Here is a 21830-nt window from a genome sequence, read left to right as displayed (position 1 = left end):
ATTTATATATTTGAAACTTTTCGCACAAAAGCTAGGTTATTTGATGCTAGTGGCTTTAATTTTTTTTATAACTATTTCTAATAGTAATATTAATAAACATATAGCCCATACAAAACAATTCTACCTATAAATGCGTTAAGAAGTTACACAAAACTAAACATGAAGAAACTATTCATTTTACTAGCTGTTGTTTTTAGTGGTCAGCTAGCCATCGCACAAGAAGGTGTCCCAGTTTATATCGATTATTTAACAGACAACTATTATTTGATCCACCCATCTATGGCAGGTGCTGCAGCTTGCGGTAAAGTAAGAGGTACTGTAAGGCAACAATGGTTTGATCAAGAAGACGCACCTAATTTACAAACCTTAAGTTTCAATACTGGAGTAGGAGAAAATAGCGGTGTAGGTGCCATTTTATTTAATGACAAAAATGGATATCATTCGCAAACTGGTGCTTACTTATCTTATGCCTATCACCTTCAAGTAGGTGGAGGATTTGAAGATTTAAACAGACTTTCCTTCGGTATTAGTGCTGGTATGGTACAAAGTAGGCTAGATGAATCTGATTTTGACCTAACTGACTTTGACCCAATTATTACTGGTGTTTTAAGAAGTGACTCTTATTTTAACGTAGATATAGGAATGTCCTACTTCTATAAAGAGTTTTATGCACACTTTACCGTGAAAAACGCCATCTTTCAAAACCGCGAGATTTATTCAGAAGGATTTGAAAGTACAAACCAGCGTCGTTATGTAGCTACACTAGGTTACTTATTTGCCCCTCGTAATAGCGACTGGCAGTTTGAACCATCTGTATTATATCAGCGTACAGATCGTACGGCAGAGCAATTCATGGATATCAATGCAAAAGCATACTACGACCTCAACGACAACAGTGTTCTGTATATGGGGCTTTCTTATCGTCAAAGTTTTGATGGAGCTGAGTTCCTCGATGGAGATAGCGTCCAAGAACAAAACTTATCATTACTTTCTCCGTTATTTGGGATTAAGTATAACGAATTTACCTTCGGTTATAATTATAGTTATCAGTTTGGTGATATACGCTTTGCAAATGGTGGTTTCCACCAGATCACTTTAGGTATTGATTTCTTATGTAGAAAAGACCGTTGGAGTTGTAATTGTCCTGCTGTCAATTTATAATATTTACTTTTATTTACTTAAAATAGGGCAGCTTTATAGTTGTCCTTTTTTGTTTCGCTTTCGCGAAAGCGAGTACCTCATAAACAAATTACAAAGGCATGCGCAAATTACTTAATGAAGAATTAGAACGTCTTACAGGTGATGAATTTAAAGAAAGTGACAAAACACCTCTCGTTATTGTGCTGGACAACGTGCGCAGCTTGAATAATGTAGGCTCAGTATTTAGAAGCGCAGATGCCTATCTTGTAGAAAAAATATATCTGTGCGGTATTACTGCCCAGCCACCTCATAAAGATATTAGAAAAACGGCTTTAGGAGCGACAGAAACCGTTGCATGGGAATATACTGATCAAACTATGGATGTCATTGAAATGCTACATAAAGATGGCTACCTTACCTGTGCTATTGAACAGGCTGAAGAAGCTAAAACTTTGTACAATTTTAAACCTCAAAAAGGTCAAAAAGTAGCTGTTGTTTTAGGAAATGAGGTAAAAGGCGTCCAGCAAGAAGTGGTTAATGCATGTAAAGAAACTGTTGAACTTAAACAGTATGGAACTAAACATAGTCTAAATATATCCGTTTGTGCTGGAATAGTTATCTATGATTTGTTTCATAAACTCTACTCTAATTCATAAATGATGTTGCTGCTAGATTATTGTTAATTAAAGAATAATCAGTTAATCATAACAGTTCCAAGGCTTATTTTTATAAAAAATGTACCAATGAACAAACACCTGCTCATCATTTTAGCACTGCTATTTGTGCAAATCAATGCAGCACAAATTAGTACTGATAATACTACATTTACAGTTGATGAGCTGGTTGATGGTGTTTTATTTGAAGGTGGCTGCACACCCATTTCCAACATTTCATCAAGCACTGGTATAGGTGCAGGTAGGAATGGTATTGCCTATTTTGAAAGCAATGGGACTTCCTTTCCTCTAGAAGATGGGATTATCCTGTCTACAGGAAACGCCCTCAATGCAAGTGGCCCTAATAACCTAGCTGACAGCAGCGACAACCTATTGTCTGGCAACGACCTAGATTTAGAAATAGTTATGGCTGCCGCTGGATCTCCATTAAATTCAGTAGATGCTACATGGATTTCATTTGATTTCACACCAGTTGGAAACTTTATTTCTTTTGACTATTTATTTGCAAGCGAGGAGTACAATGGTTTTTTTGAATGCTCTTTTGCAGACGCTTTTGCATTTATTCTAACAGATAATGTGACTGGTGATATAGTAAATCTTGCCACTCTTCCAGGCAGCAACACACCGGTTCAAGTAATAACAGTGCGTAATCCTCCACCTGCTGCCTGTCCACCTGTTAATCCATCATTTTTTGGACAATACAATTTAGGTGGCAATATCTTTGGCAATCCTAATTTAGGCGCAGCTGCTAATTCAAGTGCCATCCAGTTTAATGGTCAGACAGATGTGCTAACTGCATCCAGTGCCGTTGTACCAAATAGAAGCTACAATATTAAACTCGTCATCGCCGACGCCAATGATTCAGAATACGACTCTGCGGTATTCATAGAAGGAGGAAGTTTTGACATAACCGTTGACTTGGGCGGTAGTAGAGTTATTTCTAGAGGTAATCCATTATGCGCAGGAGAAACCTATACATTAGACGCCACATTACCTACTTTACCAGGCACGACTCTCACTTATTCTTGGAGAACGTCTGACTCTATTATAGTAGGCAACTCAGGAACTGTAATACCTGGAGCAACTAGTCCTATTCTGGATGTTACTGAAAATGGTTTTTATGCGGTAGACGTTGCCTTTTCTACAGGATGCGTTGCAAATGCTGTTGTTAATCTTGAGTTTGTTGATTTACCAGATGCTAGTCCTCCAGACGCAATTTCTTGCGATCCAAATGGTCCTGGCTCTTTTGATCTTACCATTATTGAAAATGTAATGTTAGCCGATTTGAATGCGACCGAGTACAATGTATCTTTTTATGAAAATGAATTAGATGCGCAAAACCAAAATAACGTGGTTCCCACGACTTCAAATTATCAAGGCCTGAGCAATCCGCAAACACTTTATGTGAGAGTTCAAGACAATACTTTTGATTGCGTGGTAATTTATCCTTTCCAATTAATAGTAGATGACGTTTTTGCGGCTCCTGTGCAAGACGTGATTGCTTGTGATGATGATACTGATGGAATCACAGCAGTCACCTTAGCTGATTTTGATACGCAGGTAGCACCTGGATATACTCCTGGAACAGTAACTATAAGCTATTATGCTACACAAAATGATGCAGATACAGACTCCAATCCTTTGGGAGCAACATATACGAACACAACATCACCAGAAACTGTTTTTGCTCGTGTAGTGGCAACTAATGATACTGGATGTTTTGACACTACTAGTATCAATATTTTTGTTTTTGTTGAGCCTAACATCGCGCAAAACCCAAGTGATTTGACCTTATGTGATGAGAACAATACTGGAGATGGAGTCGAGGCGTTTAATCTTACGTTAGTTGAAAATCAAATAATAGGTGCTCAGGATTTTACAGATGTAAGTATTAGTTATCATCTATCCCAAGAAGATGCAGATGCAGACACTGCTCCTATTGCAAATCCTACAGCTTATGAAAACGCTCCAGGTAGGAGTCAAAGTATTTACGTGCGATTAGAAAATAACATTTCTGGATGTTTCAACTCTTCAGCAGTGTTTGAACTCGATGTAGAAGAAGTTCCCATTATAAATGATCCAATGGTTTACGACTTATGTGATGATAACGTTTTAGATGGAAACACAATCTTTGATCTTAACTCAAGAAGAAACGAAATCACTGGCGGCGCTTCTAATGTGACTACATTCTTCTATTCCTCACAAGCTGATGCTATGGCAAGAACAAATGAGATCAATGGCTTATTTACTAATACATCAAATCCGCAAACGGTGTTTGTAGTCGTTGAGGATAACAATACGGGCTGCACTAATTCAACAACCCTTGAGCTTGAAGTTAGAGATGCTCCTATTGCAAATACAGCTCCTGCGCTTACAGTTTGTGACGAAAATAATACAGGAGACTTTATAGAAGTTTTTGATCTCACAGATAATGAAGCTGTAATTTTAAACGGACAAACAGGAATTAACGTCACTTACCACAATTCACAGCAAGATGCAGACAATGGTGTGAATCCTATTAATAACACCACTAGCTTTGAAAACAATACTACTCCGCAAACCATTTACGTGAGACTAGAAAATAGTACAGGCTGTTTTGATACTACAACTTTTGACCTTGTAGTAAATGAAATTGCCGTACCACAGCTTTTTGATTTATATTATTTATGCTTAAACAGTGATGGTAGTGTTTTATTTGCTGCCGATTCACCACCCACATTAGATACCGGACTTGACAGTGCTGGCTTAGATTTTACTTGGGAACTAGATGGAGTAGCAATCAACGGAGAGACTGATGCTAGTTTAACAGCAACTGAAGTAGGATTGTATACCGTAACGGTAACAAATACCGCTACTGCTTGTAATAGCTTACAAACAACAGAAGTGAGACAATTGGGTCCACCAGATCGTTTTGGTGCTGAAGTTGTCACGAGATATTTTGAAGAAAGACATAGAATAGAAGCATTTGCAGAAGGCCCAGCAGATCAGTACATCTTTCGATTAGACGACGGTCCATGGCAATTTAACGGCAATTTTGATAACGTCACTCCTGGACCACATATAATAGTGATTCAAGATGCTGAAGGCTGCGCAATGGTAGAAATACCTTTAGATGTAATAGGATATCCTTTATTTTTCACTCCGAATAATGATGGCTTCCATGATACATGGAACATCATAGGCATCAATAATGACCCTAGCACTATTATTTACATCTTTGACCGTTTTGGAAAATTATTAAAACAAGTAAATCCTAACGGAGCCGGATGGGATGGTACTTATAATGGACAGCCTTTACCTTCTTCTGACTATTGGTTTAAAGTGGAGTATATTGAAAATAATGTTCCTAAAAGTTTCGGAGGACATTTTGCTTTGAAGAGATAAGATTAGAATTATGATGTTCTCGCTTTCGCGAAAGCGGAATAGATAAGGCTAAAACCACACAGTTAATCCTCTTGATTTAAATTATTAAAATTGAAAAGATCCTACTGATCGACAATTCCCATTTTCCTTAATAAGAAACTCGCATTCATGTTAGTGGCAATGCCATCTTTGAATTTATAATCAAAAGTAAGCTCGTCATTTGTAATATCAGCATCAAAGAAATAGTTAGAAATCGTATCGTATTCATTTGCTACCTCGGTAAGACTTAGATCGTGCGTGGCGATAATTCCTGTGGCGTGCTTTCTGGACAGTTTTTCTATTAATTTACGAGAGCCATTTGCTTTGTCTTGACTATTAGTACCTTTAAGAATCTCATCAAGTACAATAAAATACCGATCGGTTTCTATTTTATCTACAATGTATTTAAGACGTTTCAATTCACTAAAGAAGTAGGATTCATCGTCGGTAAGTGAGTCACTCGTTCTCATGCTCGTAATTAACTTAATTGGGCTATAGATTACTTTCTGTGCGCTTACTGGCAAACCTGTGTTAGCAAGTACAATCTTCATCGATACAGTTCTAAGAAAGGTACTTTTACCAGCCATGTTTGCTCCAGTAATAATAAAAAACTCTCCAGATTTTATAGAGATATCGTTACCGATAGATTTTTGAGGATCTAATAATGGATGGTGCGCGTCAATAGCTTTCAATTGAAATTCACCTTTTTTAATTTCAGGATAGGTATAATCTGGATGATTATAGGCATAATTACCTAACGAGCTTAGAGCATCAACTTCAGCAACTGCTTGTAACCAATTTTCTATATGTGACGCATTTTCTTGCAGCCAGTTTTCAATCGTATGTACTTGCTTAAGGTCCCAAAGCCCTAGACCATTTGCAAGCACACCAAAAAGCATGTTATTTCTTTGATCTAGTCGTCCTATAGCTCCTGCAAGATCATGAAACCGCTGTGACGCAGGATCTCCATTTGTGGTGATTTGTGATTTTAATTGAACAAGTAAATCGCTCTCAAAAGTTTCCTTCTCTATTGCAAGAATTAATTGACTGTACTGACTGAAGAAAAGTTCCAAGCTACTTATGTTACCAGAAAAAGCAGTGATTTGCTTAATATATTTTCCAGTAATTCCTAAACCTATAAAAAACACCGCTGCTGGTATATAACCGGGCACTAGATCATAGAAGTACAATGTAAAAGTTGCTATACTCAATGCAAACAATAACCAGCACAACCAAGAAAATACTTTAGGCACAAAAGAATGATAGCTCTTTACCCATTTGAGCATCGTATTAGGATCTTTTTCATTATCTAATAAAGTTGCTGTTGCCCAAAATTCTTGTCTAAAATCTACCTTTTTTGCCAGTTCTTTTACAGCTTTCTGCTTCTTTTCAATTTCGGTAATATTGTTGCAGTTTAGTTTTCGCGCAAGCGAGATCACACCATCTTTTGTAACACTTCTATTCAAATATTGAAACATAGACCCTACACCAAAAAGATCAATATCACGACTGTATTCATGATCATCTTCTAGAAATTCTTTCCCAGTAGGAAAGCCATGAAAATCTCGATCTAGAATCTGTAATTCTTTACCATTAATATCACGCAAGCCTATTTGAAAATCACGTTTGCGTTTTAAATTTTCATGTCTTGAAACTAGGAAAAGGAAGAAGCCAAAAATTAAAAATGCTGCTAAAACAGCATATTGCCAGTAATCAAATAGAAAGTAAACCACCACACAACCACCTATGAAAACCAGAAAACGGAAGGTGCTGGAGAGTCGCAATTGATTTTGAAGTCTATTGCTAGAATCTGTAAATTGAGCAATGCGCTCGTTATAAAAATCGTGAAGTTGTGATTGCAATATTTTAGTTTTTTATCAGCTCCAGTATAATAAAGAACTGTTTTTATGTAGGTTTTACTTTTTTAAATTCTATAGATTTTTTAAAATCTCCTTTTCTTTTTTAGTCAATTTAGACACAACAAGATCATAACTATGATTGATCCAGTGTTGTATTTCTCTAGAAGGCATTTCCCGATCTGTATAAATCGTATTCCAGTGTTTTTTATTAGAATGAAAACCACCTATCACTGTTCCGTCGTATTTTTCACGTAGTTTAATGGCTTGTTCTGGATCGCATTTTAAATTGATAGTTTTTTCTCCGCGTTCCCATTTCTCTAAGCCAGCTAGGCAAAACATTTTATTCATCACTTTAAAAACCAGCGTTACCTCATCAAAAGGAAATTCTTCAGTCGCTCCTTTTTTAGAAAGGCAATAGTCTCTAAGCTCGTCTATTTGCATGGATTTTATATATTTCTAAATAGTTTATTAGGGCTTTGCCTAACATCAAAAACATCATATATTTTTATGGTATAAATTTCCTCGTCGATAACATATATGATCTTATAATTTTTATGAATTAAGTATCTGAAATCTTTACTTCGATTTTCTAACAATACTTCCTTTTGACCTAGATAAGGTGTTTGTTTTAAGGATAATGATTCATTTATAATCCCACGAATGAGTTTTGAGGCAGTTTTTGAGGATAATTTTTCAGAATAATATTCATAAATTAGAAACAATTGTTCCTGTGCGGTTGTGGACCAATTTATCTCAAATAGCATTACTTAAATTTTTCTAACAACTCCTCAGCTGAAATGTAGGAACCATTTACAAAATCATCTTCAGATTTGTCAATTCGAGCATTCAATTCTTCCATAGTCATTGGCTCAACAGGTTCTGATTTTAACTTGTTACTTATATTTTTTAAGGTTAGTTCTAGTTTTGAAATTGCGTCATCACTTTCTAATTTTAGAAACTCTTGAATAAACTCGATTTTTCTAGATTGTAAGTCCATTAGAATGCTTTTTTTTCAAATATACGTTTATCTCTCTATTTTCTTATCCTCAACACTTTGATCAAGGACCAAAGCATTGTAATCCAGCTTCCATCCTATAGTTGCAGCAAGTCCTTCCATCATTTTAATCGCCATTATTGCCTCTTTTTTGGCTTGTTCCATAAGACCGCTTTCTGGAACTTTATCGATGATGTGCTGTTTAGCATTGCGTGTTACTTCGGTAAGATCATCACTGGTGAAATAGTTTGCCCAACCTTCAGATTTATCATAATAACTGAAGTCTGTTTCTATACTCAAAATTTGTGGCTGCGGGAAATTTCTAAGCGTGATCGTTTTGGCATCTGGATCGCTATCCATTTCTATTTTAGTAAGATCAAATCCTATATGAGCTTTTGCCTTGATCAATATAATAGCTTTCTTTTTTCCTAGAAGGAAGTTGGCAATTTTATCTTTTACATTTTGATAGTGGTAAATTTCAGAAAAATCACCTTCGACCGTAATGAATTTACATACAGAACGTATTTTCTCCATCAACACAACGCTTTGTTCTTGTCTATTTTCTCTTTTACCACCTTTAAAGAAGTATTTGAAAATAAAAAACGAGGCAATGGCTCCTAAAGCTAGTCCAAGAAAAAATAATAAATCCATTTGTCAAATTTACAATATCTGGTAGAGAATAGGCCGCGATGGCGCCGCATCATTTTCAATAGGTGCGACTTGAAGGTCCAGCATATACAAACCATCTTTTACAGCTTCAGGCACATAAATAAATTCGGTAATGGTTGCATCAAGCCGTTGCTCTCCATCAAAATTCCAAAAAGACTTATGCGCTAGAAGTGCACCATTATCTTTCTCTTTATCCACACTAGGCAAGTCTATAAGAAAATGTTTGATTCCGCTTTCGCGAAAGCGTAACATCAAGCCAGCATCTACATACGGCGGATTTGTATTAGAATAATTTGTAGTCATCTTACTCTCAGGATTGGGCATCGTACGCAGTATCACGGCGGTTACACCATCTTTTAAACCGGCAGTTACGGATTCATTAATGACTAAATCACCGTCCATCTCTTGTGGTGTCACACTCATCAATTGTGCTTTAAAAAACGTACCGTCCAGCGCATCGTTGACACTATGAAATTCTTCTGTTATATGACCTATACATTCTGTATGCGTTCCATGACTGTGCGGATTAAAATTCACATCATTAAAATTAGTCGAGCCGCCCAATTTTACATTCCCAACATAACCATCTACTTCTACGTGCTTTATTTGCGGCTGATCAATATACCAAGCGCCCACGCCAGCATTGTTTTGAACCGCAATACTGATATCATGAGGTTTTGAAAGATCTATAGAAACTTGCTCATTTTCTAGTTGGATGGTTGTTTTCATATAGGATAATTCTTCTTGTTGTGATTGTTTTTCTCCACAACTGAGTATTAATAGTACGAGAACTAAAAAGTAATGTTTCATATTGATTCTAAGGTTAATATGACTTATTCAATTCTTTTTCAATTTTTCTCTCAACTGTTTCTAAAGATTCAATAGTGATTGGTCTATACATTTCCCATTCCTTGTCAAAGTCATTATAATATTTTTTAAGCACATCGTCAAAATAAGATTTTTCAAAGTTTTTCGATTTCAAACCTCTAATACTATCAACTTTTTGTAGCATTTTTCTCCGATATGTTTCTAAAAGATCGAATTTAGCTTGTGCTATTCTCAAATCATCTTTGTGAGTTGTATCAGAAACAATGGACTTTGTTCTAGAAAAAGTAGTATAAGAACGAAACATTATTGGATTGTCAACATTATATCTTGCACTTAAACCAACGTTAGTATATATAACAAAAGATTTTTCCGTTGGGTCATATCTGAAGTCCGACCATTTTAATTTTTTATTTTTATTCCAAATAATTTTGTCTTTAAGAATTGCACTTTCCATCTCATCAAATTTGTTTATTTTTTCTGAGTTGTCAATACATTGAATAAATAAAAATATTATCGGTATAAATAATAAAAGTCTTACTTTGAGTTGACTCATAAAGATTTTTTAAATGAAGAGTAGACTTTTATTATCAATTACTCAACAATCAACTCTTGTGTTGCAGTACCAGAATTACCAGTCAATTTAATAGTATACGTTCCTTTAGTTAGGTAGTACTTACCGTTATCTGCTTTTTTAGGTCGGTTTTCTTCATCAAATCTTTTCAAAGCATATTCACCTACACTACCATCATAAGTATAAAAGTTCAAACCTTTACTTGCATTTGTTCCATTTTCATAAATGGTTTTCCCATCTTCAATAAGGACTTCCATTTTTACTTTACCAGCCATTTTTGAATAGAAAGTCAACTCAATTTTAGGCTCTGGTCCTTCACTCCACATAAATCCTTGTGAGCCGTATCTAGAAGAAGCTCTCATTTTGTCGACTTTCGCGAAAGCGAAATTATCATCATCGCCTAATAATTCTAATGCATCCAGATTTGCCGTGTAAATGGAGCGACCATGTGTTCCTATCAGTAAATCATTTGCCTCTGGCTGTATTTTCATGTCATGAACAGCTACAGGTGGCATGCCATTGTTTAGGAGATTCCAAGTACTTCCTGAATCAGTACTGATGTAGCTGGCATTATCTGTTCCCAAAAACAAGATATTTTCTTTCTTAGGATGTTCAATAATCACATTCACTGGTGAAGTAGGAATAGAATTGCCGATGTTAGTCCAAGTCTTACCATAGTCGGTACTTTTAAAAACGTAAGGTGTAAAATCGTCAAAACGGTAACCATTTAAGGTTACATAAACAGTCGCTTGATCGTGTTGTGAAGCTACCACACGGCTTACCCAAAGGTTCACTGGCCAGTTGCCTTTAATCCTATTCCAGCTTGCGCCACCGTCTTTTGTAATTTGAACTAATCCATCGTCAGATCCTGTGTAAATTAAACCAAATTGAAATGGAGATTCACTAATGCTAGTAAGCGTGCCATAAGTTACATTTCCTTCTTTACCGCCTTGAGTCAGGTCTGGAGAAATGGCAGTCCAGTCGTCTCCTTGATTCATCGATCGGTGTAATTTATTGCCTCCTAAATACAGGATGTCTTGATTGTGCGAACTCAATAATATAGGAGTTTGCCAATTAAAGCGGTAAGGAGATTCTCCTAATTCGTGTTTTGGCTGGATATAAGTCCCATCTTCTGTGTCGCGATTAATTCTATAATAATTACCAAATTGATAACCGGTATAAACGATATCGCTATTTCTAGAATCGATTTGTATTTGCATTCCATCGCCACCCATAATAGATTCCCATGGATACTGACCTTGTTGATGCCATGATCTATCTTCTCTAGCATTATGAGCGCCTACCCAAACGCCGTTATCTTGCAAGCCGCCATAAACGTTATATGGTTTTTCCATATCATAATTAATCGCATAAAATTGTCCTACACTAGCCGAGTTGTTTTTAATCCAAGTCTCTCCATCATCATAGGAGATATTCAGTCCGCCATCGTTACCGTTAATAATATGGCCTCTTTTGTTTGGGTTGATCCATAATGCATGATGATCTGCATGAACATTTTCTTTTGAAATGCTTTTCCATGTTTTTCCGCCGTCATCAGATTTGATTATCGGGACACCCATTACATAAACATGATTCACGTCGCTAGGATCTACTCGTACTTGGGCAAAGTAATAACCGTAGCTGTAGAAAACGTTGTCGATTTGATCTTCATGAGTTTTTTTCCAAGTCTTTCCACCGTCGTTGGAGCGATAGAGTTCGGCACCTTTTACTGGTGTATCAAAAAGCTGCGTATTGGCATTCTCAAGGTACTTAGCAACATCCATAGGAGTTGCGTCACCAGCGCGAACCATATTTTTTACATTTTGCGCTCTGTATTTTTCTTGAAAACCGTTTTGTTTAAGAAAAGTATTGAGTTTTTTATCTTCTAATGCTAAAAATGCTTCTTTGGACATCTGCTTAAAATCATCCTTAGAAAGGTTTTTATTTTCATCTTTTGATGAATCGTCTTCTTTTTTAGGTCTCCTAAATTGCGAATCATGAATGGCATACACGGTGTTGGCATCATAAACAGCAAGTCCTATACGGCCTACTCCAGTCCCAATAGGGAAGCCACTGGATTCTGTGGTTATTTTAGTCCAGGTTTGTCCAGCGTCCGTACTTTTATAAATAGCACTTGCTTCTCCATCTCCATCAAAATTCCAAGCTTTGCGATCTTTTTCCCAACTTGCCGCATACATTACATTAAAATCTTCTGGTGCAACAGCTAGGTCTATAAATCCAGCCATGTTAGTCGCAAAAAGTGTTTTATTCCAAGTGTTTCCGCCATCTTTTGTAGCGTAAATTCCTCTAGAATCGCTCTGTGAGTATAAAGGTCCCGTTACGGCTACCACGACATGATCTGTGTTTTTAGGGTCTATTAAAATGCGACCGATATGATGAGAGTCAGTAAGCATAGGTTCACTCCATGTTTTACCCCAATCTGTTGATTTAAGCAAACCTATTCCAGCATAGCTGCTGCGGCTAGAATTATTTTCTCCAGTTCCTGCCCAGATAGTTTTAGCATCCCAATCTACCGCAATATCTCCTAGATTAATGGTGCTTGCGTTATCCATAACAGGAGTAAAACTGGTACCGTTATTATTAGAATGCCACAATCCACCGCTGGCGTAGGCAACAAGCATCTCGGTAGGATCATTAGGGTTTACGTCTACATCTACGACGCGACCAGACATCACTGTAGGCCCTATGTTTTTAAATTCTAGATTTTTAAACGGAGATGATTGCTCCATTTGCTCCATTTTTAAAAGACCACTTTGAACTTTTGTCGTAGGAGTTGCTTTAGGATTTTGGGCAAAAGAAATCAAAAAAGAACTTAAAAATAGAATAGAAAGAAATTGTTTCATAGCTTAATTTTATTGGCGTTTAAAGATACGAGTTAGAACTTGAACTTAAAATTTTTATAACTGATTCTGTAGATTACTAATTGCTACGATGGGTAAAGGTAAAATGTTCAAGTTCTTAGGCATTATTAATAATCTAGCCTTGAACAGTCGCTGTATATTTACATTTAAATTTGAAATATGAAAAATTTATTTATTGCCCTTGCCTGTATTTTAGTAATCACATCGTGCAAGACAGAGAACGACAGCCCTTCAAAAGAGGTACCATCCACTGAAGCTAAGATCGCAGCAATTGATACATCTAGATATCCAGAAGAGTTACTAAATGTTTTCAGCGCTCATGGAGGACTTCAAGAATGGTCTGAAATGAAAAGCATGACTTATAATATGGACGATCAAAGCACCATTACAGACCTCAAATCACGAGATATCATGTTGGAAGCTCCTAACTATAGTATAGGTTCTATTAATGGAAAAGTCTGGATCGCTCAAGACAGCACCTATTTTCCTAAAGAACGTGCTCGATTCTATCACAATTTGATGTTTTATTTTTATGCCATGCCTTTTTTACTGGCAGACGATGGAATAGTTTATAGTGATGCGGCACCATTAGAAAAAGATGGCTTAGTTTATCCAGGAATTAAAATAGGTTATGAAGCAAATGTAGGTGACGCGCCAGACGATAATTACATCCTGTATTACCATCCAGAAACTAAAAAAATGGAATGGCTTGCGTATACGGTAACTTATGGTCAAAGTGAAAAGTCTAATGAATACAGTTACATTAAATACAATAAATGGCAAGAAGTTAATGGTTTACTGCTTCCAAAGGAGTTGACCTGGTACAAAGTAGAAGAGAATAAACCTACAGTGAGCGCTGGAAAGACTAGGGTTTTCTCAAAAGTAGACATTGATCGTGGAGGACTAGATAAGCAGACTTTTAAAATGCCAGAAAATGGTATTTATGTAGATTGATACTAAAAACAAAAGTCACAAGAGTTCTTCAAATGTTGAGCTCTTGTGACTTATCATCTCAGATTTATCCTTTTAAATCTGTGCCATTCCTCCATCCACTTGAATCTCGTGACCAGTTATAAAACTAGAATCAGAACTTGCTAGGAAAGCTACTGTTTTTGCAATTTCAGATGCTTCACCAAATCTGTTCATAGGAACTTGAGCTAGTATCTGAGTGGCCATTGCCTCTTGTTGCTCTTGCGATACTCCAGCCTCATTAAAAAAATTAGTACCTATAGGACCAGGACTCACGGCGTTTACTCTTATTTGTTGCTCTTTAAGCTCATTTGCAAAACTTTTAGTCAAGTAAGAAACGGCACTTTTTGCAGCTCCATAAATGCTAGCTCCAGGCATTGCAATATCTGTAACAACACTAGTATTTAAAATCACAGAACTACCTGCTTTCAAATAAGGTAGTGTTTTTTGAATAGTGAAGTAACTACCTTTAACTAAGGCATTGAATTGAGAATCAAACAGCTCTTCGTCAGCATCAACTAGAGACGTGAATTTACCAAAACCAGCATTAACAAATAAAACATCTACATGATCTGTGTATTTACCTAGTTCCTTGTTGAAATTTTGAAGGTCATCAAAGTTTCCAGCGTCACTTACAAAACCTGTTAGGTTTCCTCCTAACTCTTTTATCGTTGCATCAATATTATTTTGTTTACGACTTGTGATAATGACCTTAGCTCCTTGATCAAGAAACTCTTGAGCTGTTGCTTTACCTATACCGCTTGTACCACCTGTAATTACGATTACTTTTCCTTTTAATTTACTCATTATTAATTGTTTTATATTGAAACGATCGTTCCAAATTGGGTTAAAAAAAATTCACTTTAATATACTTAAACTGTTATCTATTATGCTTTTTAGTACACCTGTTTGCTTTTCTAAAATTCCTGTCATTCTAAATCCTTGAAAGGAATTGAATACATGCCATGCATAAACACGACAGCTTTGATTTTTATTGATGTCGCCTTGATTTTGACCTTCTTGAATTAATTGCTGAAACATAGTTAACGTTTGCTCTTGAGTAATTTCTAACCATTTTCTCAAGTCCTCATTTGACGACATTTCAGACTTACAATTCATACTCATACAACCACGAGAATCATGATAGATTTCTGATAAAAAGCTTTCAAAAATTGAACGTATTTTATCTAAGGGATTTTTATCACTATTTAAAATAGGAGCAAACTGAGATTGAGTGTCTTCTAGATACTTATTTAAAGAAGCCTGATATAATTCCATTTTACCACCAAAGCTATTGTAAATACTACTCCTATTTAACCTTGTAGCATCAACAAGATCTTGCATACTAGTAGCATTATAGCCACGCTCCCAAAATACCTGCATGGCATTTTGAAGCACTTGTTCTCTATTAAAAGTTTCTATTCGAGGCATAATATCACTGCAAATATATATTGAAACGATCGTTTCAAAAAGCTTTTACCAATATTTAACAAAAAAGTCCACCGGTAAATGGACCAGTGGACTTATCAAAAACATATCCCTAATAATTTTTGACTAATGCTCAAATATAGGTGCCACATGCAGTTTATAAAATACCCCTAAAAGGGTATATTTTCAACTGCTGATTGAGTTTCCGCTTTCGCGAAAGCGGAATAAATAACATATTCTAAGATACCGAACAACTTTCTAGAAGTATCTTTGTAACATGACAAGAGATGAGCAATTAAAAGAGAGATGGGTAAAAACTGTAGCCTTTTTTCAATCAAAATTTGCAGATGGAGATGAAATGGACCTTGATGCGATTTTATTTATTATAGGAGTACAGGAGTTAGGGCAATTACATCGTAAATTTAAAAAAGACGAGAAGCTGCAATTGATGCATATCGCTATTTGCCGCGTGTTAGAACCTTATGGTTACTATGAGTTTTCTCATTATGATGACGATAAATGGCCACATTTTACTGTAAAGGAAAATTTGCCATCGCTTAAAGCTGGAGAACAATCTTTATTGATGAAAGAAGCAATTGTCAACTATATGGTTGCCAGTGAGGTAATCGATTAGGCTTTTTTCTTCTCACGTGTTACTAGAACTACTGCAAAAATTATTACGGCTGTTGCAACACCTTGCCATACGTTGAAAAATTCTCCGTCTAAAACTCCCCAAGTAAGCCCTATGACAGGCATCAAATAGGTAACTGATGTCGCAAATACAGGTGAGGTCATTTGTACGAGTTTGTTAAACATGATTTTGGCTGCAACAGTTCCAAACAGACATAAAACAATTATATACAAAAAGCTTTCTTGCACTCGACTGTCATTAAACTCAATAGAATGACCATCTGATGAAAAGAAAACAATGATCGCTAATGGGACTATAAAAATGAAATTTCCAGTAGCGATAGCAAGAGGATTTATGTTTTGAAGATACTTCTTGATTATGTTCACATTACTCGCATAACAAACACATGCTATTAAAATAAGTCCTGCAAATAAATAGTTTTGATTTGGGTGACTTTCCATTCCCGCTATGACCAGACCTATTGCTCCTGCTAATCCAATGATGACACCTATCAACTGATTGCGTGAAAAAGATATCCCAAAAATAACGGCACCCATTATCAAAGATATCAATGGTACAGTAGAGTTAAGTATAGCACTTATAGCACTATCGATTTCAGTTTGAGCATAAGCAAATAAGAATGCCGGGAAGAAAGTTCCTAAAAGTCCAGAAACTGCAAGCCACGGCCAATCTTTTTTATCGGTAGATATAAAGGATTTCCACCCTATAATAATTAGAATCGTACCAGATATTATCGTCCGTGCAGCTCCTAACTGCAATGGCTGTAATACTAATTCACCATTTTCTTCTCCTAAAGCTTTCTTTATAAGAATAAAAGAAGATCCCCAAATAAGACTTAGTATTATGAGGTAAACGTATTTTAACTTTGAAGGATCCATAAAATTTCAAACCGCAAAGGTGCTACTTTTTAAAAGACGACCTATCATATAAAAACATAAAAAAACCGATCTAAAATTAGATTTCAGATCGGTTTGATGATAAAAAGGTTCTCTTTTAAATATCTGAAAAGGATCTTAAAGTTCCTTCATAAGCACCAGTTATTACTTCGTCTGTATCTGTCATAAAGCTAAATGAAAGACTGTAATTATTACCACTCCTATTGATTGTCACTGAACCTGATCTTGCAGAATCTTGAAAAGTACAGGTGCCGTTTGTATCACAGCCTACTCCTACCTCTGCAATTGTAAATGTAAAATCTGATTGAGAAGAAGGATCGTAATTGTACGTACCGTTTTTAAGACCTGATTGCTGGTCGGTCCATAATTCAAAATAAATCGCATCACCAGTACCATCAAAATCTCCAAACTGGTCGAAACTTAAACTAGGAGAGCCTAAGGTTATGTCAAAATTAAAAGAGTTTCCTGAACCACCATAATTGATAATGGATCCTTTATTTAGTGCAAAATCATTGCCGTCATACATAAAGGAACCTGTTCCGTTTCCAGCGACATCGCCGTTATCATCATCCTTATCACAAGAAATTAATACGCAAGTAGCAAATACAAAGAGTAAAATCGATTTGAAAGTTTTCATGTTATTTTTAATTAATTAGTTACACCAATGATAACTCTTAATAAAATATTATGAAATACCCTTTAATAAGTATTTTAATCCCTCCAAGTAAGCGTCTCCATCATTTTGACCATGTCACTTTTTACATAATCTACTGCTGGTAAAATGGAGTCGTAATTAGGTTGTGTATTGAAATATAATGCAGCAGTAAGAAAATGTTTTGTGCTATCAGTCACATAGAACTGCGCGTTAGATGCAGCGTTTCCTTCTATTTCATACATCATACCGTAGGATTTGTTCAACTGATTTACAAAAGGATAGTCTGCAATTACATCTGCCTTTTGATTGTGTTCGTAAGATAGTTTCTGGCCATCAATGAGAAGCTGCCTCAAATTATCTTGTACTGGTCTGTAATTGAGATAAATGGTCGCATCCATTCCTGGATACTCTATTTTCATAGAGCAATCACGTTTTGCAAGAACTCTAGCATATTCATTAAGCTCAAAGGAAAACGGGCAACCAGTATTTTCTGTTTCTACATAATTACCTTTAGGAAAATCCAAAGCAAGTTGTCCACTAGGTTTAGGTAAAACATCTGAGTCATTGCAGCTAGATAATAAAATTAGTACTAATAAGGTTGCTATAAGTCTCAAGCTATAGTGCATTTAATTTGTTTGATTCTTTTTTTATCCATCACTTCTACAAGGAAGGTAATGTTATGAAAGACAATAGTATCTAATTTGCGAGGGAAATAACCAGTTTGTTCTAAGATAAAACCTGCAAGTGTTTCTGACTCACCTTTTGCCGTGTCAAAAATCAATATATTATCTTCCTCAAGATCAAGAACTCTATAGAAGTCTTTTAATTGTGTTTTACCATCAAATATATAGTTCTTATCATCGAGCTTAGAATACACTAAGTCTTCTTCGTCAAATTCGTCGCTTATATCACCTACTATTTCTTCAATAATATCTTCTAAAGAAATCAAACCACTGGTGCCACCGTATTCATCTACGACTATTGCGATGTGCTTTTTCTTCTCTTGAAATTCTTGTAAAAGATCATCTAGTTTTTTGTTCTCTGGCACAAAATAAGCTTCTCTTAATAATTTGGTCCATTCAAAGTTTTTCCTATCAATATAAGGAAGCAAGTCCTTTACATAAAGAACTCCAGTAATTTGATCTATACTTTCTTTATAACATGGTATACGCGAGTATCCATTTTCTATAACTTGAGGAATAATTTCTATAAACGGTAATGTTTCATCTAGAGCAAATACATCCATACGGTTGCGCATCACATTTTTAGTTTGCGTGTTACCAAAGCTTACAATTCCCTGTAACAACTGTTGCTCTTCATCAGTTGTGTCATTCTCATCTGTTAGCTCAAGAGCTTGTGATAATTGTGAAACAGTAATGTTTGATTTTTTACTTCCTAGACGTTCTTGGATTTGAAGCGTAACATAACGCATAGGCAAACTCAAAAAGCTAAAAACTTTATCTAGAATATTAAGTGGTATAGCCATAAAACTGGCAAAACCTTTAGGATTGCGATTTGCATATACTTTTGGGAAAATCTCACCAAAGAGCAAAATCAAAAAAGTAACTACCACTACTTCTAAAATAAAACGCACATTGATCTGAAAATCAAACAAATAAAAATCAGCAATATTTTCAAACCAGCTATCACTTAAAATACTAAAAATCAGTACTGATGTGATATTAATAGCATTGTTTGCTATTAAGATGGTCGCAAGAAGCTTTTTAGGTCTAAATAATAGCTTGCGAACGATGTGTCGTCTAGCAAAGTCTTCATTTTCATCCTCTAACTCAGTATTTGAAAGTCCGAAGAACGCTACCTCAGCGCCACTTATTAAGGCACTAGCAATAAGTAATAAAATGAAAACTATTACGTACATCATTTGATCTCCACTAGAAATCATAGATATATAAAGAAATTGTGATGGGTCAGGATCCACTTAGTGATTGCTTGGTTCTTTTAAAATGGTAAGTCATCATCATCTTCATTCACACTGCTATTACTTGCAGCAGGCTGGCTGTAAGTATTACTTGTCGCTGCGTTATTCTGAGAATTTGATGGTGCTTGTTGAGCAGGTCTAGCAGGAGCTTGGTTCATAGGCTTACTAGGTGCTGAGGCTTCATTTTTAGGAGTTAAAAATGTAAACTCGGCTACTTGTATTTCTGTCGTATATCTTTGTTGACCATCTTCACCAGTCCATTGACGGTTTTTAATGCGTCCTTCGATATATACTTTATCTCCTTTTTTGAGGTATTTCTCACAGACTTCTGCCGCTTTATTTCTAACGACGCAGTTGTGCCACTCTGTATTAGAAACACGTTCGCCAGTATTGCGGTTTACATATTCTTCATTTGTAGCTAGTGGAAATCTACCTATGCAATTTCCACCTTCAAAGTACTTCATTTTTACCTCATCGCCTGTGTGACCTATTAGTATCACTTTATTTACCGTTCCTGCCATAATTAGTTTGTATTGCGTTTATTACCTTGTATCGTTTTAAAAAAGTCGTCAAAGATATGAAATAAGGAAGTGCTGCTCACTCCTATACTTCTAAATTACAAAATAGTTTTTACTTCCCTTGCCAAAATTCTTTCATAAAACGCTCCATCAAAACATGAACAGGTTTTGCCCTTGCATCTTCAATGCTAAGAGTATCATTCAGTTCTTGATCTAGTTCAATAATCCAGAAATAGGCATGTACTTTTCTATGAGACAATTTATGTATAATAGGTTGTTGATTGTATACGCTTTCGCGAAAGCGAGATTCTCCTACCAGTTCCTTAAAAAACTTCTCTTCAATGATTTCTTGCGGTAGTAACGCACCTTGCGCTTCTATATAAGGAAACTCAAACAAGCCTGCCCAGATGCTGCTGTTATCGCGTTGATGTAAAACAGTTTTCTTAGAAGGAGTTTGAATCACTAGATAATGATGAAAAAGGTTTTTAACCTTAGTTTTTTTTAATTTGACCGGAAGCTCTTTAACCCTTTGTTCTTGATAGGCTATACAATTACTTTGGAATGGACAAACACTACAATCTGGACTTTTAGGAACACATTGTATCGCACCGAATTCCATAATCGCCTGATTATAGGTTGCAGGATCATGTTGATCTAATAATTTGCCAGCAAGAGACTTGAATTCTTTAACTCCAGCTGGAACATTTATAGGTGTCGCAATACCATATATACGTGATAGAACTCGGTACACATTTCCATCCACCACAGCAACAGATTCTCCGAAGGCGAAACTCGCTATTGCAGCGGCTGTATATTCACCTACACCTTTTAATTGTAGTAAATCTTTGTAATTATCTGGGAATTTTGAATTATTATCGACGATCTGCATGGCGGCAGTTTGTAAATTTCTAGCCCTAGAATAATAGCCTAATCCCTGCCATAATTTGAGTACCTCATCTTGAGGTGCATGAGCGAGATTCTCCACTGACGGGAATTTTTTAACAAAACTTTTATAGTAAGGTAACCCTTGCTGAACGCGAGTTTGCTGTAAAATCACCTCACTAAGCCATATAAAATAGGGATTCTTAGTATCTCGCCAAGGCAGTGATCTTTTGTTAACTGTGTACCAATCAATAAGTTGCTGAGAAAAGTTCATAAAATACGTTAAAATGCAGGCCGCAATATATATCTTCTTAAATTTTAATCAATTAGAGATTTCTAATTTAGTTTTTTAAGGTATATTTGCGCCCTATTTAATAACCCTAATTAAATTTAAAAAATGACTAAAGCAGATATCGTATCTAAAATTTCAGACAAACTTGGAATGGAGAAGAATGATGTACAAGCAACTGTTGAGTCTTTCATGAATGAAGTGAAGGATTCTTTAGAAACTGGAGAGAATGTTTACCTGAGAGGTTTTGGAAGCTTTATAGTGAAAACTAGAGCAGAGAAGACTGGACGTAACATCTCTAAGAATACAACAATTAAAATCCCTGCTCACAATATCCCAGCATTCAAACCAGCAAAAGTGTTTGTGGATGGAGTGAAAACAAACGTAAAAGTTAAGTAAAAATATAAGAGATATGCCAAGCGGTAAAAAAAGAAAAAGACATAAGGTAGCAACGCACAAACGTAAAAAACGTCGTCGTGCTAATCGTCACAAAAAGAAAAAGTAGTCCAAGACTACTTTTTCTATTTTTAAGAGTTCATTGAAATAGGGTTGCTCATGACAGCTCGTTGAGTGTACAAATTAC

At 35.8% G+C, this 21830-nt stretch carries 22 protein-coding genes; 6 read left to right on the top strand and 16 right to left on the bottom strand.

Annotated elements, in window-relative coordinates:
- Positions 1–159 precede the first annotated feature (159 nt).
- The 3 genes from DDD_RS07510 to DDD_RS07500 all read left to right on the top strand — a co-directional run bounded on the left by DDD_RS07510 (position 160) and on the right by DDD_RS07500 (position 5198).
- Entirely contained in the window at positions 160–1161 is a 1002-nt protein-coding gene (locus DDD_RS07510) for a PorP/SprF family type IX secretion system membrane protein (RefSeq protein WP_015362209.1), read from the top strand.
- Between the two features lie 98 nt (positions 1162–1259).
- Positions 1260–1796: an RNA methyltransferase gene (locus DDD_RS07505; RefSeq protein ID WP_015362208.1), complete on the top strand. Its 537-nt coding sequence runs from the start codon at positions 1260–1262 to the stop codon at positions 1794–1796.
- Positions 1797–1883: 87 nt separating this feature from the next.
- Positions 1884–5198: a T9SS type B sorting domain-containing protein gene (locus DDD_RS07500; RefSeq protein ID WP_015362207.1), complete on the top strand. Its 3315-nt coding sequence runs from the start codon at positions 1884–1886 to the stop codon at positions 5196–5198.
- 101 nt (positions 5199–5299) lie between these two features.
- Here the strand turns inward: DDD_RS07500 and DDD_RS07495 are convergent, their stop codons facing one another.
- The 8 genes from DDD_RS07495 to DDD_RS07460 all read right to left on the bottom strand — a co-directional run bounded on the left by DDD_RS07495 (position 5300) and on the right by DDD_RS07460 (position 13001).
- Positions 5300–7078 (bottom strand): MutS-related protein, encoded by a 1779-nt coding sequence (locus tag DDD_RS07495; protein WP_015362206.1) that lies wholly within the window; start codon positions 7076–7078, stop codon positions 5300–5302.
- A gap of 69 nt (positions 7079–7147) precedes the next feature.
- The gene (locus tag DDD_RS07490; RefSeq protein WP_015362205.1) at positions 7148–7516 is read right to left on the bottom strand and encodes an MmcQ/YjbR family DNA-binding protein; all 369 of its coding nucleotides are present in this window, start codon (positions 7514–7516) and stop codon (positions 7148–7150) included.
- A gap of 5 nt (positions 7517–7521) precedes the next feature.
- The gene (locus DDD_RS07485; RefSeq protein ID WP_015362204.1) at positions 7522–7839 is read right to left on the bottom strand and encodes a type II toxin-antitoxin system RelE/ParE family toxin; all 318 of its coding nucleotides are present in this window, start codon (positions 7837–7839) and stop codon (positions 7522–7524) included.
- On the bottom strand, positions 7839–8072 hold the full coding sequence (locus tag DDD_RS07480) for a hypothetical protein (RefSeq protein WP_015362203.1): 234 nt from the start codon (positions 8070–8072) through the stop codon (positions 7839–7841). The genes DDD_RS07485 and DDD_RS07480 overlap by 1 nt, the downstream gene beginning before the upstream one ends.
- Positions 8073–8099: 27 nt before the next feature.
- Positions 8100–8720 carry a DUF4230 domain-containing protein gene (locus tag DDD_RS07475; RefSeq protein ID WP_015362202.1) on the bottom strand — a complete coding sequence of 207 codons (621 nt, stop codon included), beginning with the start codon at positions 8718–8720 and terminating at the stop codon, positions 8100–8102.
- Positions 8721–8729: 9 nt separating this feature from the next.
- Positions 8730–9548 carry a cyclase family protein gene (locus tag DDD_RS07470; RefSeq protein ID WP_015362201.1) on the bottom strand — a complete coding sequence of 273 codons (819 nt, stop codon included), beginning with the start codon at positions 9546–9548 and terminating at the stop codon, positions 8730–8732.
- Between the two features lie 13 nt (positions 9549–9561).
- Positions 9562–10119, bottom strand: a complete 558-nt coding sequence (locus tag DDD_RS07465) for a hypothetical protein (RefSeq protein WP_015362200.1) — start codon at positions 10117–10119, stop codon at positions 9562–9564.
- Between the two features lie 38 nt (positions 10120–10157).
- Positions 10158–13001, bottom strand: coding sequence for a WD40/YVTN/BNR-like repeat-containing protein (locus DDD_RS07460; protein ID WP_015362199.1), 2844 nt, complete (start codon positions 12999–13001; stop codon positions 10158–10160).
- Positions 13002–13178: 177 nt separating this feature from the next.
- On the opposite strand from DDD_RS07460, the gene DDD_RS07455 reads away from it, so the two are divergent.
- Complete coding sequence (locus DDD_RS07455; protein WP_015362198.1) at positions 13179–13973, top strand: DUF6503 family protein; 795 nt, start codon at positions 13179–13181, stop codon at positions 13971–13973.
- A 72-nt stretch (positions 13974–14045) separates the two neighbouring features.
- Here the strand turns inward: DDD_RS07455 and DDD_RS07450 are convergent, their stop codons facing one another.
- Complete coding sequence (locus DDD_RS07450; protein WP_015362197.1) at positions 14046–14795, bottom strand: SDR family oxidoreductase; 750 nt, start codon at positions 14793–14795, stop codon at positions 14046–14048.
- A 51-nt stretch (positions 14796–14846) separates the two neighbouring features.
- Positions 14847–15419 (bottom strand): TetR/AcrR family transcriptional regulator, encoded by a 573-nt coding sequence (locus DDD_RS07445; RefSeq protein ID WP_015362196.1) that lies wholly within the window; start codon positions 15417–15419, stop codon positions 14847–14849.
- Between the two features lie 274 nt (positions 15420–15693).
- Between DDD_RS07445 and DDD_RS07440 the strand changes: the two genes are divergently transcribed.
- The gene (locus tag DDD_RS07440; protein ID WP_015362195.1) at positions 15694–16050 is read left to right on the top strand and encodes a hypothetical protein; all 357 of its coding nucleotides are present in this window, start codon (positions 15694–15696) and stop codon (positions 16048–16050) included.
- Here DDD_RS07440 and DDD_RS07435 read toward each other — a convergent pair.
- From DDD_RS07435 to mutY, 6 genes are all read right to left on the bottom strand, one after another.
- Positions 16047–16946, bottom strand: a complete 900-nt coding sequence (locus DDD_RS07435) for a DMT family transporter (RefSeq protein ID WP_015362193.1) — start codon at positions 16944–16946, stop codon at positions 16047–16049. The two genes, DDD_RS07440 and DDD_RS07435, sit on opposite strands and share 4 nt — an antisense overlap.
- 115 nt (positions 16947–17061) lie before the next feature.
- Positions 17062–17601, bottom strand: coding sequence for a hypothetical protein (locus DDD_RS07430; RefSeq protein WP_015362192.1), 540 nt, complete (start codon positions 17599–17601; stop codon positions 17062–17064).
- Positions 17602–17675: 74 nt separating this feature from the next.
- Positions 17676–18245: a gliding motility lipoprotein GldD gene (gldD, locus tag DDD_RS07425; protein WP_015362191.1), complete on the bottom strand. Its 570-nt coding sequence runs from the start codon at positions 18243–18245 to the stop codon at positions 17676–17678.
- On the bottom strand, positions 18230–19558 hold the full coding sequence (locus DDD_RS07420) for a gliding motility-associated protein GldE (protein WP_041567020.1): 1329 nt from the start codon (positions 19556–19558) through the stop codon (positions 18230–18232). Before DDD_RS07420 ends, gldD begins: the two co-directional genes overlap by 16 nt.
- 20 nt (positions 19559–19578) lie before the next feature.
- Positions 19579–20079 carry a single-stranded DNA-binding protein gene (locus DDD_RS07415; RefSeq protein ID WP_015362189.1) on the bottom strand — a complete coding sequence of 167 codons (501 nt, stop codon included), beginning with the start codon at positions 20077–20079 and terminating at the stop codon, positions 19579–19581.
- A 109-nt stretch (positions 20080–20188) separates the two neighbouring features.
- The gene (gene mutY / locus DDD_RS07410; protein ID WP_041567019.1) at positions 20189–21232 is read right to left on the bottom strand and encodes an A/G-specific adenine glycosylase; all 1044 of its coding nucleotides are present in this window, start codon (positions 21230–21232) and stop codon (positions 20189–20191) included.
- A 123-nt stretch (positions 21233–21355) separates the two neighbouring features.
- Here mutY and DDD_RS07405 point away from each other — a divergent pair, with 123 nt between their 5' ends.
- On the top strand, positions 21356–21646 hold the full coding sequence (locus tag DDD_RS07405; RefSeq protein WP_041567018.1) for an HU family DNA-binding protein: 291 nt from the start codon (positions 21356–21358) through the stop codon (positions 21644–21646).
- Positions 21647–21830 lie beyond the last annotated feature (184 nt).

Origin of the sequence: Nonlabens dokdonensis DSW-6, from assembly GCF_000332115.1 — a bacterium.
In the GTDB taxonomy this organism is placed as follows: domain Bacteria; phylum Bacteroidota; class Bacteroidia; order Flavobacteriales; family Flavobacteriaceae; genus Nonlabens; species Nonlabens dokdonensis.
The sequence above is the reverse complement of the archived record's forward strand: the minus strand, read 5'-3'. Positions and strand labels throughout refer to the sequence as shown.

Excerpts from the sequence above, each read along its gene's own strand:
- DDD_RS07505 (WP_015362208.1), top strand. The coding sequence starts at position 1,260 with ATGCGCAAATTACTTAATGAAGAATTAGAACGTCTTACAGGTGATGAA.
- DDD_RS07455 (WP_015362198.1), top strand. The coding sequence starts at position 13,179 with ATGAAAAATTTATTTATTGCCCTTGCCTGTATTTTAGTAATCACATCG.
- DDD_RS07475 (WP_015362202.1), bottom strand. The coding sequence starts at position 8,720 with ATGGATTTATTATTTTTTCTTGGACTAGCTTTAGGAGCCATTGCCTCG.
- gldD (WP_015362191.1), bottom strand. The coding sequence starts at position 18,245 with ATGCACTATAGCTTGAGACTTATAGCAACCTTATTAGTACTAATTTTA.
- DDD_RS07490 (WP_015362205.1), bottom strand. The coding sequence starts at position 7,516 with ATGCAAATAGACGAGCTTAGAGACTATTGCCTTTCTAAAAAAGGAGCG.
- DDD_RS07485 (WP_015362204.1), bottom strand. The coding sequence starts at position 7,839 with ATGCTATTTGAGATAAATTGGTCCACAACCGCACAGGAACAATTGTTT.
- DDD_RS07415 (WP_015362189.1), bottom strand. The coding sequence starts at position 20,079 with ATGGCAGGAACGGTAAATAAAGTGATACTAATAGGTCACACAGGCGAT.
- mutY (WP_041567019.1), bottom strand. The coding sequence starts at position 21,232 with ATGAACTTTTCTCAGCAACTTATTGATTGGTACACAGTTAACAAAAGA.
- DDD_RS07460 (WP_015362199.1), bottom strand. The coding sequence starts at position 13,001 with ATGAAACAATTTCTTTCTATTCTATTTTTAAGTTCTTTTTTGATTTCT.
- DDD_RS07445 (WP_015362196.1), bottom strand. The coding sequence starts at position 15,419 with ATGCCTCGAATAGAAACTTTTAATAGAGAACAAGTGCTTCAAAATGCC.
- DDD_RS07510 (WP_015362209.1), top strand. The coding sequence starts at position 160 with ATGAAGAAACTATTCATTTTACTAGCTGTTGTTTTTAGTGGTCAGCTA.
- DDD_RS07470 (WP_015362201.1), bottom strand. The coding sequence starts at position 9,548 with ATGAAACATTACTTTTTAGTTCTCGTACTATTAATACTCAGTTGTGGA.
- DDD_RS07480 (WP_015362203.1), bottom strand. The coding sequence starts at position 8,072 with ATGGACTTACAATCTAGAAAAATCGAGTTTATTCAAGAGTTTCTAAAA.
- DDD_RS07440 (WP_015362195.1), top strand. The coding sequence starts at position 15,694 with ATGACAAGAGATGAGCAATTAAAAGAGAGATGGGTAAAAACTGTAGCC.
- DDD_RS07450 (WP_015362197.1), bottom strand. The coding sequence starts at position 14,795 with ATGAGTAAATTAAAAGGAAAAGTAATCGTAATTACAGGTGGTACAAGC.
- DDD_RS07435 (WP_015362193.1), bottom strand. The coding sequence starts at position 16,946 with ATGGATCCTTCAAAGTTAAAATACGTTTACCTCATAATACTAAGTCTT.
- DDD_RS07405 (WP_041567018.1), top strand. The coding sequence starts at position 21,356 with ATGACTAAAGCAGATATCGTATCTAAAATTTCAGACAAACTTGGAATG.
- DDD_RS07430 (WP_015362192.1), bottom strand. The coding sequence starts at position 17,601 with ATGAAAACTTTCAAATCGATTTTACTCTTTGTATTTGCTACTTGCGTA.
- DDD_RS07500 (WP_015362207.1), top strand. The coding sequence starts at position 1,884 with ATGAACAAACACCTGCTCATCATTTTAGCACTGCTATTTGTGCAAATC.
- DDD_RS07465 (WP_015362200.1), bottom strand. The coding sequence starts at position 10,119 with ATGAGTCAACTCAAAGTAAGACTTTTATTATTTATACCGATAATATTT.